Consider the following 15,011-nt stretch of genomic DNA (forward strand, 5'->3'; position numbering starts at 1 on the left):
GGCCGCGCCGGGCACGCTCTAAGCTCGTAGTCATGCGTATTCACATCGCCACCGACCACGCCGGCTTCGAGTTCTCGGCCGAGCTGCAGCAGCACCTCATCGAGGCCGGCCACGAGGTCGTCGACCACGGCCCCGTCGCGTACGAGGCCCTCGACGACTACCCCGCCTTCTGCATCCGCGCCGCCGAGGCCGTCGTCGCCGACCAGCGTTCGGGCGTCGAGTCGCTCGGCGTCGTCTTCGGCGGATCCGGAAACGGCGAGCAGATCGCCGCGAACAAGGTCGAGGGCGTCCGCGCCGCGCTCGTGTGGAACCTGTCGACCGCAGAGCTTGCCCGTCAGCACAACGACGCGAACGTGATCTCGATCGGCGCGCGCCAGCACAGCGTCGACGAGGTCTTCTCGTTCGTCGACGCCTTCATCGCCGAGCCCTTCTCGGGCGACGAGCGCCACGCCCGCCGCATCGCCCAGGTCGGCGCCTACGAGACCGACGGAACCCTCGTCGACACCCCGGCCCCGCGCGTTCGCTCGTAATCGTGCCCGAGGGTCACTCCGTCCACCGCATCACGCGGCAGTTTGATCGCAATTTCGTCGGCCGGCAGATCGCCGTCTCGAGCCCGCAGGGCCGCTTCGCCGACGGCGCCGCCGTGCTCGACGGGCGCGTCATGACGCGCGCCATGGCCGTCGGCAAGCAGATGTTCCTCGAGTTCGAGGGCGAGCTGTGGCTGCGCGTGCACCTCGGTCTCTACGGCGCCTGGGACTTCGCGGGTGAGATCCTCGTGGATCCGACGATCGCCTCCGCGAACGGGCGCATGGGGCAGACGAACCAGCGCGGCACGGATCCGATCTTCGACGACGCGGGGGAGAACTCGCTCGCCTCGATCGGCGCGCCCCGCAAGACGCGCGGGCATGTGCGCATGTCTGAGCAGACGCGCGGACTCGCAGACGACGACCTCGAGTGGCCGCCGCCCGTCGTCGGTCAGGTGCGCGCGCGCCTCATGACCGCACAGACCTGCGCCGACCTCCGCGGCCCGACCGCCTGCGCCGTCGAAACCCCCGACGAGGTGCAGAAGGTTCTCGATCGCCTGGGCCCGGATCCGCTGGTCGGCGACCCCGCGGAAAACGAGGAACGCTTCGTCGCCGCGGTGCGGCGCCGCAAGGTCGCGATCGGTCAGCTCCTGATGGATCAGGCCGTCGTGAGCGGCATCGGCAACGTCTACCGCGCCGAGATGCTCTTCCGGGCGGGGATCGATCCGCACACCCCCGGCAACGTGATCCCCGAGGAGCTCGTGCGCGGGCTGTGGCGCGACTGGGTCGAGCTGCTGCGCATCGGCGTCGAGACCGGCCAGATGATGACGATGGACGGGCTCACGGGCGACGCCTGGCGCCAGGCCATGGCCAGCCGCGACGACCGGCACTGGGTCTACCACCGCGCGGGGCTGCCGTGCCGCGTGTGCAGCACCGAGATCCTGCTCGAGGAGATGCAGGCCCGCAAGCTCTACTGGTGCCCGAGCTGCCAGAAGTAACGCGAAAGGCCCGGAGCAATCGCTCCGGGCCTTTGACGTGTCGTAGCTACTTACTCGGCGATGTGCGAGAAGAGGAACCAGCGGTCCTTCTCGAGGCCGGCCTTGATGCCGATGACGGTGTCCTGGCTGGTGAGGTCGGTCTCGTCGAGGCCCTCGATCGCGGCGTCAAGGTCGGCGACGATCGCGTCGATGTCGGCGATGATGCCCTTGATCACGTCGGTCGACTGCGCGAAGCCCGCAGGGGCGCCGGTGGCCGGAACCTTCTCGGCGACGCGCTGCGCGCGGGCGTCGATCGGCAGACCCAGGGCGACGATGCGCTCGGCGGCCTCGTCGGCCCACTCGCCAGCGTGCTCAACGACGGTGTCGAGGAACTCGTGCACACCGATGAAGTTGGCGCCGCGGACGTGCCAGTGGGCCTGCTTGCCGTTGAGGGTCAGGGCCTGCAGTCCGAGCACGACGGGGGAGAGGAACTGCGAGGTGCTCGACGCGGCGGTGGCGGTGGAAGCGGTGGTTGCGATGGTGGTGGTCATCTGAAATCCCCTTCGTGAGATGTGGGAGAGGTTCTCCCTCTGATGACAACAACGCTAACCCCCATTTTCATCCCGCACAAGCAAGGTGAGCCTGCACTGAATATGCCTCTGATCAGGAGAAAGTAAGCCTTGCCTAATTCGATGCCGCCACCGTTTGACGCGCCCGGGAAGTGTCGCGTTTGGGAAACTCGGCGTGAGTTCGGCTATCGTAGGGGAGTCCCATCCGGGGATGTAGCTCAATGGTAGAGCCCCAGTCTTCCAAACTGGTCACGCGAGTTCGATTCTCGTCATCCCCTCCACATAGATAAAACCCTCGTGATCCGCGAGGGTTTTGTCATCCGTACGCCCCGCCGCCACGCCCGGTATCCCGTGTCGGGCCACACAGGGAAACTCGGTTAGACTCGACGAGGCCGTTTTGTGTTCCCTTCTATAGGGAATCCACGGGGCGTAGCTCAGCTTGGTAGAGCGCCCGCTTTGGGAGCGGGAGGTCGCAGGTTCAAATCCTGTCGCCCCGACGTCGGCCGAATTAGACCTCAGCCCGTGGCGCCTTTCGTCGTGGGTCACGCAACAAGGAGAAGCGAACCGCATGGTGAACACCACCGTCGAGAAGCTCAGCCCGACCCGGGTCAAGCTGCACATCTCGGTCACGCCCGAGGAACTGAAGCCGAGCATCGACCACGCCTACGAGCACATCGCCAAGGATGTTCAGGTCCCCGGTTTCCGCAAGGGCAAGGTGCCCGCGCCGATCATCGACCAGCGCGTCGGTCGCGGTGCCGTCATCGAGCACGCCGTCAACGAGGGCCTCGACCGCTTCTTCCGCGAAGCCGTCGCGACCAACGAGCTCCAGGTTCTCGGTCAGCCGAGCGCCGACATCACCGCCTGGCCGGCCGAGAAGGACTTCTCGGGTGACCTCGAGGTCGACATCGAGGTCGACGTGGCGCCCGAGTTCGAGGTGCCCGCATTCGACGGCCTGAAGATCACGGTCGACGCGATCGAGGTCGACGAGGCCGGTATCGACGCCGAGCTCGACACGCTGCGCGCCCGCTTCGGCACGCTCGTCCCCGTTGAGCGTCCCGCCGCCAAGGGCGACTTCGTCGAGCTCGACCTCGTCGCCAAGATCGGTGACGAAGAGATCGACCGCGCCGAGGGCGTTTCGTACGAGATCGGATCCGGCCAGCTGCTCGAGGGCACTGACGAGGCGATCGAGTCGCTCACCGCTGGTGAGGAGACCACCTACACCTCGAAGCTCGTCGGTGGCGAGCGCGCCGGTGAGGACGCCGAGGTGACCGTCGTTGTCAAGGCCGTCAAGGAGCGCGAGCTTCCCGAGGCCGACGACGACTTCGCTCAGATGGCGAGCGAGTTCGACACGATCGCCGAGCTCCGCGAGTCGCTGACCGAGCAGGTCAAGCAGAAGGGTGCCTTCACGCAGGGCTCGGAGGCGCGCGACAAGCTTGTCGAGCAGCTCCTCGAGGCCGCCGACATCGCCGTTCCCGAGGCCCTCGTCGAGGACGAGGTGCACCGTCACCTCGAGCAGGAGAACCGCCTCGAGGACGACACCCACCGCGCCGAGGTCAAGGAAGCCAGCGAGAAGCAGTTCCGCACGCAGCTCCTCTTCGACCGCATCGCGAAGGACCTCGACGTTCAGGTCTCGCAGGACGAGTTCACGCAGTACCTGATCCAGGCCTCGTCGCAGTACGGCATGAGCCCGCAGGACTTCATCCAGGCGCTGCAGCAGGGCAACCAGCTCCAGGCCATCATGGGTGACGTCGCTCGCAACAAGGCCATCGCCGTCGTTCTCGGCAAGGCCGAGGTCGTCGACACCAACGGCGACGCCGTGAACCTTGACGGCTTCGTCGCCGTCGAAGAGGACGAGGAGTCGGAGGCCGAGGAGTCGGCCGAAGACGAGAAGTAATCTTCTTCCCGAAGGGACCGCTCGCGCACTGCGCGGCGGTCCCTTCGGCGTTCCCGGGCGTGTGACGTATGCCCACGGCGAACACGGCCGAGAGCCGCCGCCGCCGCCGGTAATGTCGAATCGACGCCACACCGAATGGAGTGAGAATGCCTGAACCCCTGATGGCACAGAACGTCTTCGACCAGCTGCTGAAGGATCGCATCATCTGGCTGGGCTCGGAGGTTCGTGACGAGAACGCGAATGAGATCTGCGCAAAGATCTTGCTTCTCGCCGCTGAGGATCCGAACAAGGACATTTACCTCTACATCAACTCGCCCGGCGGATCGATCACCGCGGGCATGGCCATCTACGACACGATGCAGTTCGTTCCGAACGACATCGTGACGGTCGGTATCGGCATGGCCGCCTCGATGGGTCAGCTGCTGCTGACGAGCGGCACGAAGGGCAAGCGCTACATCACGCCCAACGCCCGCGTGCTCCTCCACCAGCCGCACGGCGGCTTCGGCGGCACGGCCAGCGACATCCAGACGCAGGCTCAGCTCATCGTCTCGATGAAGAACCGCCTCGCCGAGATCACCGCTGCCCAGACGGGCAAGACGGTCGAGCAGATTCACGCCGACGGTGACCGCGACCACTGGTTCTCGGCCGAGGAAGCCCTCGAGTACGGCTTCGTCGACCACATCCGCGACAGCGCAACCGACGTCACGGGCGGCGGCGGAACCGACCGCGCGGCGAACTGAGAAAGGCTCTGACGATGCACACTCCGTACACGACTACGCCCCAGGGCCTGCAGGTTCCTTCGAGCCGCTACATCCTCCCGCAGTTCGAAGAGCGCACGGCCTACGGCTTCAAGCGCCAGGATCCGTACAACAAGCTGTTCGAAGATCGCGTGATCTTCCTCGGCGTGCAGGTCGACGACGCGTCGGCCGATGACGTGATGGCCCAGCTCCTCGTTCTCGAGAGCCAGGACCCCGACCGCGACATCATCATGTACATCAACTCGCCCGGTGGCTCGTTCACCGCGATGACGGCGATCTACGACACGATGCAGTACATCTCGCCCGACATTCAGACCGTCGTGCTGGGTCAGGCTGCGTCGGCCGCATCGGTGCTCCTCGCCGCGGGTGCCCCCGGTAAGCGCCTCGCGCTGCCGAACGCCCGCATCCTCATGCACCAGCCCGCCGTGGGTGAGTCTGGTCATGGTCAGGCCTCGGACATCGAGATCCAGGCCGCCGAGATCATGCGCATGCGCACGTGGCTCGAGGAGACGATGGCGAAGCACACGAACAAGTCGGCGGAAGAGGTCCACAAGGACATCGACCGCGACAAGATCATCGGTGCCGCCGAGGCCGTCGAGTACGGCGTCGTCGACCAGGTGCTGACGAGCCGCAAGCGCTCGACCCAGAACTAAACGATGTTCCCCGGCGCGCCCCGTTCGATTTCGAACGGGGCGCGCCGTCGTTCGTTTGTCAGTGGTTCCGATTAGCCTGGAACCACGACAGCGACCAGACCACGAGGAGTGATCGCATGGCTCGACTCGGCGAGAGCGCCGACCTGTTCAAATGTTCTTTCTGCGGAAAGAGCCAAAAGCAGGTGCAGCAGTTGATCGCGGGACCAGGCGTCTACATCTGCGATGAGTGCGTCGAGCTCTGCAACGAGATCATCGACGAGCGCATGTCTGAGCAGGCGGCCGAGGGCGAGCTGTCGCAGATCGACCTGCCGAAGCCGCGCGAGATCTTCGACTACCTCGACGAGTACGTGGTCGGCCAGCTCGACGCCAAGCGCTCGCTCGCCGTCGCGGTCTACAACCACTACAAGCGCGTCCGCGCGAAGGGCGAGCTGAAGCTCGCCGACGCGAAGGCCGAAGAGGTCGAGATCTCCAAGAGCAACATCATGCTCCTCGGGCCGACCGGATCCGGCAAGACCTACCTCGCGCAGACCCTCGCGAAGCGGCTCAACGTGCCCTTCGCGGTCGCCGACGCGACGGCGCTCACCGAGGCGGGCTACGTCGGCGAAGACGTCGAGAACATCATCCTCAAGCTCCTGCAGGCCGCCGACTTCGACGTGCAGCGCGCAGAGCAGGGCATCGTCTACATCGACGAGATCGATAAGATCGCCCGCAAGGCCGAGAACCCGTCGATCACGCGCGACGTCTCGGGCGAGGGCGTGCAGCAGGCGCTGCTGAAGCTGTTCGAAGGCAGCGTCGCCCAGGTGCCGCCGCAGGGCGGCCGCAAGCACCCGCACCAGGAGTTCATCAACGTCGACACGACGAACGTGCTCTTCATCGTCTCCGGCGCGTTCGCGGGCCTGGAAGAGATCATCTCGTCGCGCGTCGGCCGCGCGGGCGTCGGCTTCGGCGCGCCGCTGCAGTCGAAGCAGAACGACGAGGGCCTGTTCGCCGAGGTGCTCCCGGAAGACCTGCACAAGTTCGGCCTGATCCCCGAGTTCATCGGTCGACTCCCCGTCATCGCCGCCGTCGATCCCCTCGACCGCGACGCGCTCGTCGACATCCTGACCGAGCCGCGCAACGCGCTCGTGAAGCAGTACCAGCGCATGTTCGAGTACGACGGCGTCGAACTGGCCTTCGACGACGATGCCCTCAGCTCGATCGCCGACCTCGCCGTCGCGCGGAAGACCGGCGCGCGCGGGCTGCGCGCGATCCTGGAGGACGTGCTCGGCCCGATCATGTTCGAGATCCCGTCGAACGACGACGTGGCGAAGGTCATCGTCACGCGCGCCGCAGTCGACGAGGGCGCGGCCCCGACGGTCGTGTTCCGCGAGCGCCGCAAGAGCGCGTAACGGCCTCACCCAGCGGCGAAGCGCCGGCAGCTCAGGGCCGCCGGCGCTTCGCCGTTGTGAGACCGGGTTAGTCTTCGAGCTCGAACGACGAGATCGTGACGTCTCCGCTCGCCTCGAGGATGACCTCATAGCCGGCGTCGAGTTCCGCAATCGGGCGGCCCTCCAGGAACGTGAGGGTCCACATCGACGCGGGGTCGTCGGCGGGAAGCCGCGACTCGACCTCGGCGATGCCGCCGCGGATGGCGGCGGGGACGGAGGCCGGAACCTCATCGCCCGCGCGCCAGCGGGTACCTAGCTGCATCAGTCCTGCTCCGCCAACTCGATGTCGGTGACGGCGAGCTCGTCGCCCTCGACGATCGTGAGATCGGCGATGCGTCCCACGGCCTTGAGATCGGCCTCGGCGAGGCGCACGAACTCGATCTCCGCCGCGGGCGCGACGATCGTCGCCGACGCGACGGGCGTGCGCTGCGAGGCCTTCGCCTCGGTCTTGGCGCGGCGAACACCGATCAGCGCGGCCGACGCGGCGTCGAGAACGGCGGGGTTGCCGCCGAGCTCCGAGCGCTCCGGCCAGGCGGCGCGGTGCACCGAACCCTCCTGGAACCAGCTCCAGGCCTCCTCGGTCGCGAACGACGCGACGGGCGCGAGCAGGCGCAGCAGCGTCGACAGTGCGGTGCGCAGCGCGACGGCCGCCGAGGCGCCCTCGGCGCCGCCGTTGTATGCGCGCTCCTTGACGAGCTCGAGGTAGTCGTCGCAGAACGTCCAGAAGAACGCCTCCGACACCTCGAGGGCGCGGGCGTGGTCGTACGCCTCGAAGGCGGCCGTCGCCTGCGTCACGACGTCGTCGAGCGCGGCGAGCATCGAGAGGTCAACGGGCTCGGTGATCGCGGCGCCCTCGGGCGCCTCGAAGCCGAGAGCGAACTTGGCCGCGTTCAGGATCTTGATCGCGAGGCGGCGACCGATCTTGATCTGGGTCGGGTTCTGCGCGTCGAACGCCGCGTCGGTGCCGAGGCGGCTCGAGGCGGCCCAGTAACGCACCGCGTCGGATCCGTGCTTGTCGAGGATGTCGGCGGGCGTGACGACGTTGCCCTTCGACTTCGACATCTTCTTCCGGTCGGGGTCGACGATGAAGCCCGAAATGGCGGCGTGCTTCCAGGCCGCGCGATCGTCCTCGAGGACGCTGCGGAGCATCGTCGAGAAGAGCCAGGTGCGGATGATGTCCTGGCCCTGCGGTCGCACGTCGAACGGGGCCACGAGGTTCCACAGCTCCTCGTCGCGCTGCCAGCCACCGGCCAGCTGCGGCGTGAGCGACGAGGTCGCCCAGGTGTCGAGGATGTCGGACTCGGCCTCGAAGCCGCCCGCGACGCCGCGCTGCTCGGCGGTGTAGCCGGCCGGAACGTCGGTCGTCGGGTCGATGGGGAGGGCATCGTGCGAGGGCGTCAGCACGCGGCTGTAGTCGCGCTCGCCGTTCTCGTCGAGTCCGTACCAGATCGGGAACGGCACGCCGAAGAAGCGCTGGCGCGAGACGAGCCAGTCGCCCGTGAGGCCGTTCACCCAGTTCTCGTAGCGCACGCGCATGAACTCGGGGTGGAACTCGACCTCGTTACCGAGCGAGAGCAGCTTCGAGCGAAGCTCCTCGCCGCGGGCGCCGTTGGCGATGTACCACTGGCGGGTCGAGACGATCTCGAGCGGGCGGTCGCCCTTTTCGAAGAACTTGACGGGGTGCTGGAAGGTGTCGCCCACCTTCTGCAGCTCGCCCGACTCCTCGAGCAGCTCGACGACGCGCTTCTGGGCGCTGAAGACCGTCTTGCCGGCGATCTCGGCGTAGGCCGCGAGACCGGCCTCGGTCGTGATCGCCTCGGGGGCGTCGGCGAGCACGCGGCCGTCGCGGCCGATGATGGTGCGGTTCGGCAGGTCGAGCTCGCGCCACCAGATGATGTCGGTCATGTCGCCGAAGGTACAGATCATGGCGATACCCGAACCCTTGTCGGGCTGGGCGAGCTGGTGCGCGAGAACCGGGACCTCGACGTCGAAGAGCGGGGTCTTGACGGTCTGGCCGAAGTACGGCTTGTAGCGCTCGTCGTCGGGGTGCGCGACGAGCGCGACACAGGCGGCGAGGAGCTCGGGGCGGGTCGTCTGGATGACGATGTCGCCGGATCCGTCGGTCTTGTGGAAGGCGAGGCTGTGGTAGGCCGCGGGGCGGTCGCGATCCTCGAGCTCGGCCTGGGCGATCGCCGAGCGGAAGTCGACGTCCCAGAGCGTCGGCGCCATGGCCTGGTAGGCCTCGCCGCGCTCAAGGTTGTTGAGGAACGCGAGCTGGCTCGTGCGGATCGTCTCGTCCGAGATCGTGCGGTAGTTCTGGGTCCAGTCGACCGAGAGGCCGAGCTGGCGCCACAGCTCCTCGAACTTCGCCTCGTCCTCGACCGTCAGGCGCTCGCAGAGCTCGGTGAAGTTGCGGCGGCTGACCGGAATCTGGTCGGCGGCCTTAATGTTCTTCGTCGTGCCCTCGAACGGCGGCGTGAAGTCGGGGTCGTACGGCAGCGTCGGGTCGCAGCGCACGCCGTAGTAGTTCTGCACGCGGCGCTCGGTCGGCAGGCCGTTGTCGTCCCAACCGATGGGGTAGAAGACCTGCTTGCCGCGCATGCGCTCGAAGCGCGCCTTGACGTCGGTGTGGGTGTAGCTGAAGACGTGCCCGATGTGCAGCGAGCCGGACGCGGTCGGCGGGGGAGTGTCAACGGAGAAGACTCCCTCGCGGCCAACCTGCTGTGCAGCGGCGCGGTCGAAGCGGTAGGTACCGTCGTTGTCCCACTGCTCACCCCACTTCGCTTCGAGGCCTTCGAGTTTGGGCTTGTCGGGCATATCTGCCATGGCTGCGCTCCTGGGGCGTTGTGGGCGGCACGGTGTGTACGTGCCTGATGTGGTGAGTTAGATCAGAGTCTACCGGCGCGCACCCGAGAACAGGGGTGGTGCATAGATCCGGGCGGGTTAGAATTGCGGTATCGGCATCGATCCGGCCATCACCGGGGAGCTCGCGGAAGAAAGGTCCCTCGGGATCCGGTAGAACCGCGCGGGGCAGGCCCGTTATCGCCGCAGTGAGAGTGGCGTTCCGTGAGGGGCGCAAAGCGGGGTGGTACCGCGGCTCCTGTCGTCAGCTCGGCAGTGGTCGTCCTCGCAGTTCGGCCCGAGAACTGCTGGAGTGACATGACCTATCCGAAGAGCGCATTCGGCGCCGCGGCTGACGCCGTGACCCCGTCCCCGAGCTTCCCCGATGTCGAGCGCGAGATCCTCGACTTCTGGAAGGAAGACGACACCTTCCGCGCCTCGATCGCGCAGCGCGAGGGCGCCGAGGAGTGGGTCTTCTACGACGGCCCCCCGTTCGCGAACGGCCTGCCGCACTACGGTCACCTCCTGACGGGCTACGCGAAGGACCTCTTCCCGCGCTTCCAGACCATGCGCGGCAAGAAGGTCGACCGCGTCTTCGGCTGGGACACGCACGGCCTCCCGGCCGAGCTCGAGGCCATGAAGCAGCTCGGCATCACCGAGAAGAGCGAGATCGAAGAGATGGGCATCGACGCGTTCAACGCGAAGGCCCGCGAATCGGTGCTCGCCTACACGCGCGAGTGGCAGGACTACGTCACGCGCCAGGCGCGCTGGGTCGACTTCGAGCGCGGCTACAAGACGCTCGACACGTCGTTCATGGAGAGCGTGCTCTGGGCCTTCAAGCAGCTCTTCGACAAGGGCCTCGCCTACGAGGGCTACCGCGTGCTGCCGTACTGCTGGCGCGACCAGACCCCGCTGTCGAACCATGAGCTGCGCATGGACGACGACGTCTACAAGGACCGCCAGGATCCGTCGGTCACGATCGGCTTCCCGCTCGTGGGCGAGAAGGCCGAGGCGCTCGGCGTCGCGGGTGTCTCCGCCCTCGCCTGGACGACCACGCCGTGGACCCTCCCGACGAACAGCGCTCTCGCGGTGGGCCCCGCGATCGAGTACGTCGTCGTGCCCGTGGGACCTGCCGGCGCGAAGGAATCCTTCGCCGGATCCTCGGTGCTGGTCGCCGCCGACCTGCTGGCCGGCTACGCGAAGGACCTCGGCTACGAGGACGCCGACGCCGCCCGCGCCGCCGTCACGAAGACGGTGATCGGATCCGAGCTCGGTGGGGTGCGCTTCGAGCCGCTCTTCGACTACTTCACCGACACCGAGAAGTGGGGCACTGAGAAGGCCTGGCAGATCCTCGTCGACGACTACGTCTCGACCGAGGACGGCACCGGCCTCGTTCACCAGGCCCCCGCCTACGGCGAGGACGACAAGCGACTCTCCGACGCCGCCGGCATCCCGACGATCGTGTCGCTCGGCGACGACGGCACCTTCCTCTCGATCGTTCCCGACTTCGAGGGCGTGCTCTGGCTCGACTCGAACATGGACATCGTGCGCCGCCTGCGCGGCGACGGCCGCCTGCTGCGCCTGCAGTCGTACGAGCACAGCTACCCGCACTGCTGGCGCTGCCGCAACCCCCTCATCTACAAGGCGGTGTCGAGCTGGTTCATCCGCGTCACCGACTTCAAGGACGACATGCTCGCGAACAACGAGCAAATCACCTGGACGCCGGAGAACGTTAAGCACGGCCAGTTCGGCAAGTGGCTCGAGGGCGCGCGCGACTGGTCGATCAGCCGTAACCGCTACTGGGGCTCGCCGATCCCGGTGTGGAAGAGCGACGACCCGAACTACCCGCGCGTCGACGCGTACGGATCCTTCGAGGAGATCGAGCGCGACTTCGGTCGCCTGCCGCTCAACGAGCAGGGCGAGCCGGACCTCCACCGCCCCTACATCGACGACCTGACGCGCCCGAACCCGGACGACCCGACGGGCAAGTCGACGATGCGCCGCATCGAGGACGTCTTCGACGTGTGGTTCGATTCCGGATCCATGCCGTTCGCGCAGGTGCACTACCCGTTCGAGAACAAGGAGTGGTTCGACACCCACTCGCCGGCCGACTTCATCGTCGAGTACATCGGGCAGACGCGCGGCTGGTTCTACGTGATGCACACGCTGTCGACCGCGCTCTTTGACCGCCCGGCCTTCACGGGCGTCAGCTGCCACGGCATCGTGCTCGGCAACGACGGTCAGAAGATGTCGAAGTCGCTGCGCAACTACCCCGACGTCAACGAGGTCTTCGACCGCGACGGATCCGACGCCATGCGCTGGTTCCTCATGTCGTCGAGCGTGCTGCGCGGCGGCAACCTCTCGGTCACGGAGGAGGGGATCCGTCAGGGCGTGCGAGAGTTCATGCTGCCGCTGTGGAACTCGTGGTACTTCTTCGCGACCTACGCGAACGCCGCCGGCTACGAGGCAAAGTTCACGACCGAGTCGACGAACGTGCTCGACCGCTACATCCTCGCGCTCACGGGCGACCTCGTGCGCGACGTCGAGTCCGACCTCGAGAAGCTCGACTCGACGACGGCCGCCGAGCGCCTGCGCGACTTCGCCTCGGCCCTGACGAACTGGTACATCCGCCGCTCGCGCGACCGCTTCTGGGGCAACGTCACCGAGGATCCGGCGTCGAGCGAGGCGTTCGACACGCTCTACACGGTTCTCGAGACGCTGTGCCGCGTCGCCGCCCCGATGCTCCCGCTCGTCGCGGAGCGCGTGTGGCAGGGCCTCACGGGCGGTCGCAGCGTGCACCTGACCGAGTGGCCGTCGGCCGAGCAGTTCCCCGCCGCGGAAGACATCCGCGAGGCGATGGACTCGGTCCGCGACGCATCGAGCGTCGCGAATGCGCTGCGCAAGAAGGAGAAGCTGCGCGTGCGCCTGCCGCTCGCGAAGCTGACGGTCGTGGTCGCGGGATCCGCGGGCCTCGCCCAGTTCGACGACATCCTGCGCGACGAGCTCAACGTCAAGGCGGTCGAGCTCGACGAGCTGACGGGCGACACCGCGGAGCGCTACGGCATCTCGCACCGACTCACCGTGAACGCCCGCGCCATCGGCCCGCGCCTCGGCAAGCAGGTCCAGCAGGTCATCAAGGCATCGAAGTCGGGCGACTGGTCGGAGCAGAACGGGGTCGTCACGGCGGGCGGCATCGAGCTCGTCGAGGGCGAGTACGAGCTGGCGCTCGACACGTCGGGCCGCCCCTCGGGCGAGGCCATCGCGACGCTGCCGGGCGGTGGCTTCGTGATCCTCGACACCGAGACGACGCCCGAGCTCGAGGCCGAGGGCCTCGCGCGCGACATGATCCGCGCCGTGCAGGACACCCGCAAGCAGGCCGACTTCGACGTGTCGGACCGCATCCGCCTGCAGCTCGAGTTCGCCTCCGATGCCGATCGCGCTGCCGTCGAGCAGGCGTGGAACATCGCGGGCGTCGCGACCGAGACGCTGGCGACCTCGTCGTCGATCGGCGAGGGAACCGAAGGTGCCGAGTTCGTCAACGTCGTGAAGGCGGGCACCTACGCCAACGCCGGCGACGTCACGATCGGCGTGGCACGTCAGGAGAACAAGTGAGCGACGTTCAGCGCGCCGATGCCGTCTACGAGAAGCTTCTCGCGCGTGCGGGGGAAGCATGGGTAGAACCCCGCCTCGACCGCACCGCGAAGCTGCTCGACTACCTCGATAACCCCCAGCGCACCTATCGCGTCGTGCACGTCACGGGCACGAACGGCAAGACCTCGACGTCGCGCATGATCGAGTCGCTCATTCGCGCCCACGGCCTGCGCACCGGCCTGTTCACGAGCCCGCACCTCGTGCGTTTCACCGAGCGGATCCTGATCGACGGCAAGCCGATCTCGGACGAGCGGGTCGCCGAGGCGTGGGACGAGATCGAGCCGTTCCTGCCAATCGTCGACGCCGAGCTCGAGGCCGACGGCCAGAACCCCATGACGTTCTTCGAGCTCATGACGGTGCTCGCGTTCGTCGCCTGCGCCGACGCACCCGTCGACGTGCTGGTGCTGGAGGTCGGCATGGGCGGCGCGTGGGACTCGACCAACACCGCCGATGGCGACGTTGCGGTCATCACGCCGGTCGCGATGGACCACGCCGCCCGCCTCGGGAACACCCCCGAGGAGATCGCCGAGGTCAAGGCGGGGATCATCAAGCAGGGCGCCCATGTCGTCTCCGCGCACCAGGAGCCGGGCGTCGCCGCGGTCCTCCGCCGCGTCGCGCAGGAGAAGGGCGCGCAGATCGCCTTCGCGGGCGACGAGTTTGCGCTCACCTCGGCGAAGCTCGCCGTCGGCGGGCAGCTCGTCGAGATCCGCGGGCTCGCGGGCGCCTACGACGAGGAATACCTGCCGCTCTACGGCCGCCACCAGGGCGAGAACCTCGCGCTCGCGGTCGCCGCGGTCGAGGCCCTCATCGGTGGCGGCACGCAGAAGATCGCCGACGATGTGCGCACCGAGGGCTTCGCGAACGCGACCTCGCCCGGCCGGCTGCAGCTCATCGGCACCGAGCCGACGGTCATCGTCGACGCGGCGCACAACCCGCACGGCGCGACGTCGCTCGCGGCGGCGCTGCAGGAGTACTTCGACTTCGACGAGTGGGGCGTCGTCTTCGGCGCCATGGGCGACAAAGACATCGCGGGCACGATCGAGCAGCTGCTCCCGATCACGACGCACCTGTTCGCGACCTCGTCGGAGTCCGAGCGAAGCGCGACAGAGGACGAGGTCGCCGACGCGGCCGAGCAGTTCGGCCTGCACCCGACGGTGCACCCGAACATCATCGACGCGACCGACGCCGCCCGCGAGTGGGCGGCCGAGGGCGAGAAGCGCGCGATCGTGATCGCCGGATCCATCGTGCTCGGCGGCGAGGCGATCGCGCTCGCCCGCGCGGAGGGGTGGAAGAAGTGACCGACAACACGCCCGAGCAGGCGCCCGCGCCGCGCCGGTACCGCACCCTGCCCGAGAAGGTCGGATCCGTCGTTCTCGGATTCGAGTCGATCGTCGTCTTCCTCGCTGGCCTCGTGATCTTCGGCCTCAGCGCGCTCCCCGAGGGGATCCCGCGCTGGTGGGGCGTCGTCGCCGGATCCGTCGGCTTCGTGATTACCCTCGCGGCGAGCGGTACCCTGCGCTGGCGATGGGGGCGGATCCTCGGCTGGGCGATCCAGGTCGTCATCGCGCTCGGTGCGATCCTCGTGCCCGCGATCCTGCTCGTGACGATCGTCTTCGGGGCGCTCTACGCCTACGCGATGATCGGCGGATCCAAGATCGAGCGTCGCGTGCAGCAGCAGCGCCGTGAGGCCGGCTCGGCCTGATCCGGTAGATTCTTT

12 protein-coding genes and 2 tRNA genes are annotated in these 15,011 nt (G+C 67.6%); 11 read left to right on the top strand and 3 right to left on the bottom strand.

What is annotated here, in order from left to right:
* The first annotated feature begins 32 nt into the window (after positions 1-32).
* A complete protein-coding gene (locus DTO57_RS02360) occupies positions 33-530 on the top strand; it encodes a ribose-5-phosphate isomerase (RefSeq protein ID WP_114116609.1) in 498 nt (165 codons plus the stop codon).
* 2 nt (positions 531-532) lie between these two features.
* The gene (locus DTO57_RS02365; RefSeq protein WP_114116610.1) at positions 533-1,522 is read left to right on the top strand and encodes an Fpg/Nei family DNA glycosylase; all 990 of its coding nucleotides are present in this window, start codon (positions 533-535) and stop codon (positions 1,520-1,522) included.
* Positions 1,523-1,572: 50 nt separating this feature from the next.
* Here the strand turns inward: DTO57_RS02365 and DTO57_RS02370 are convergent, their stop codons facing one another.
* Positions 1,573-2,052, bottom strand: coding sequence for a Dps family protein (locus tag DTO57_RS02370; protein WP_114116611.1), 480 nt, complete (start codon positions 2,050-2,052; stop codon positions 1,573-1,575).
* A 225-nt stretch (positions 2,053-2,277) separates the two neighbouring features.
* Between DTO57_RS02370 and DTO57_RS02375 the strand changes: the two genes are divergently transcribed.
* From DTO57_RS02375 to clpX, 6 genes are all read left to right on the top strand, one after another.
* A tRNA-Gly gene (locus tag DTO57_RS02375) sits at positions 2,278-2,351 on the top strand.
* 142 nt (positions 2,352-2,493) lie between these two features.
* A tRNA-Pro gene (locus DTO57_RS02380) sits at positions 2,494-2,567 on the top strand.
* Between the two features lie 71 nt (positions 2,568-2,638).
* Positions 2,639-3,964, top strand: coding sequence for a trigger factor (gene tig, locus DTO57_RS02385; protein ID WP_114116612.1), 1,326 nt, complete (start codon positions 2,639-2,641; stop codon positions 3,962-3,964).
* Positions 3,965-4,110: 146 nt separating this feature from the next.
* Positions 4,111-4,704, top strand: a complete 594-nt coding sequence (locus DTO57_RS02390) for an ATP-dependent Clp protease proteolytic subunit (protein ID WP_187346579.1) — start codon at positions 4,111-4,113, stop codon at positions 4,702-4,704.
* 14 nt (positions 4,705-4,718) lie between these two features.
* The gene (locus tag DTO57_RS02395) at positions 4,719-5,375 is read left to right on the top strand and encodes an ATP-dependent Clp protease proteolytic subunit (protein WP_114116614.1); all 657 of its coding nucleotides are present in this window, start codon (positions 4,719-4,721) and stop codon (positions 5,373-5,375) included.
* Positions 5,376-5,491: 116 nt separating this feature from the next.
* On the top strand, positions 5,492-6,763 hold the full coding sequence (gene clpX, locus DTO57_RS02400) for an ATP-dependent Clp protease ATP-binding subunit ClpX (RefSeq protein ID WP_114116615.1): 1,272 nt from the start codon (positions 5,492-5,494) through the stop codon (positions 6,761-6,763).
* 67 nt (positions 6,764-6,830) lie between these two features.
* On the opposite strand, the gene DTO57_RS02405 is transcribed toward clpX, so the two are convergent.
* Both DTO57_RS02405 and valS read right to left on the bottom strand, forming a co-directional pair.
* Positions 6,831-7,064, bottom strand: coding sequence for a hypothetical protein (locus DTO57_RS02405; RefSeq protein ID WP_114116616.1), 234 nt, complete (start codon positions 7,062-7,064; stop codon positions 6,831-6,833).
* On the bottom strand, positions 7,064-9,628 hold the full coding sequence (gene valS, locus DTO57_RS02410; RefSeq protein ID WP_114116617.1) for a valine--tRNA ligase: 2,565 nt from the start codon (positions 9,626-9,628) through the stop codon (positions 7,064-7,066). Before valS ends, DTO57_RS02405 begins: the two co-directional genes overlap by 1 nt.
* Positions 9,629-9,961: 333 nt before the next feature.
* Here valS and ileS point away from each other — a divergent pair, with 333 nt between their 5' ends.
* Genes ileS through DTO57_RS02425 form a run of 3 tightly spaced genes read left to right on the top strand, consistent with a single transcriptional unit; the run spans position 9,962 to position 14,996 of the window.
* Positions 9,962-13,255, top strand: coding sequence for an isoleucine--tRNA ligase (gene ileS / locus DTO57_RS02415; RefSeq protein WP_114116618.1), 3,294 nt, complete (start codon positions 9,962-9,964; stop codon positions 13,253-13,255).
* Positions 13,252-14,592: a bifunctional folylpolyglutamate synthase/dihydrofolate synthase gene (locus DTO57_RS02420; RefSeq protein ID WP_114116619.1), complete on the top strand. Its 1,341-nt coding sequence runs from the start codon at positions 13,252-13,254 to the stop codon at positions 14,590-14,592. The genes ileS and DTO57_RS02420 overlap by 4 nt, the downstream gene beginning before the upstream one ends.
* Positions 14,589-14,996: a DUF4233 domain-containing protein gene (locus DTO57_RS02425; RefSeq protein ID WP_114116620.1), complete on the top strand. Its 408-nt coding sequence runs from the start codon at positions 14,589-14,591 to the stop codon at positions 14,994-14,996. The genes DTO57_RS02420 and DTO57_RS02425 overlap by 4 nt, the downstream gene beginning before the upstream one ends.
* The last annotated feature ends 15 nt before the right edge of the window (positions 14,997-15,011 follow it).

The organism is Microbacterium sorbitolivorans, from assembly GCF_003327285.1.
Lineage (GTDB): Bacteria > Actinomycetota > Actinomycetes > Actinomycetales > Microbacteriaceae > Microbacterium > Microbacterium sorbitolivorans.

Excerpts from the sequence above, each read along its gene's own strand:
- DTO57_RS02360 (WP_114116609.1), top strand. The coding sequence starts at position 33 with ATGCGTATTCACATCGCCACCGACCACGCCGGCTTCGAGTTCTCGGCC.
- DTO57_RS02370 (WP_114116611.1), bottom strand. The coding sequence starts at position 2,052 with ATGACCACCACCATCGCAACCACCGCTTCCACCGCCACCGCCGCGTCG.
- tig (WP_114116612.1), top strand. The coding sequence starts at position 2,639 with ATGGTGAACACCACCGTCGAGAAGCTCAGCCCGACCCGGGTCAAGCTG.
- DTO57_RS02390 (WP_187346579.1), top strand. The coding sequence starts at position 4,111 with ATGCCTGAACCCCTGATGGCACAGAACGTCTTCGACCAGCTGCTGAAG.
- DTO57_RS02395 (WP_114116614.1), top strand. The coding sequence starts at position 4,719 with ATGCACACTCCGTACACGACTACGCCCCAGGGCCTGCAGGTTCCTTCG.
- clpX (WP_114116615.1), top strand. The coding sequence starts at position 5,492 with ATGGCTCGACTCGGCGAGAGCGCCGACCTGTTCAAATGTTCTTTCTGC.
- DTO57_RS02405 (WP_114116616.1), bottom strand. The coding sequence starts at position 7,064 with ATGCAGCTAGGTACCCGCTGGCGCGCGGGCGATGAGGTTCCGGCCTCC.
- valS (WP_114116617.1), bottom strand. The coding sequence starts at position 9,628 with ATGGCAGATATGCCCGACAAGCCCAAACTCGAAGGCCTCGAAGCGAAG.
- ileS (WP_114116618.1), top strand. The coding sequence starts at position 9,962 with ATGACCTATCCGAAGAGCGCATTCGGCGCCGCGGCTGACGCCGTGACC.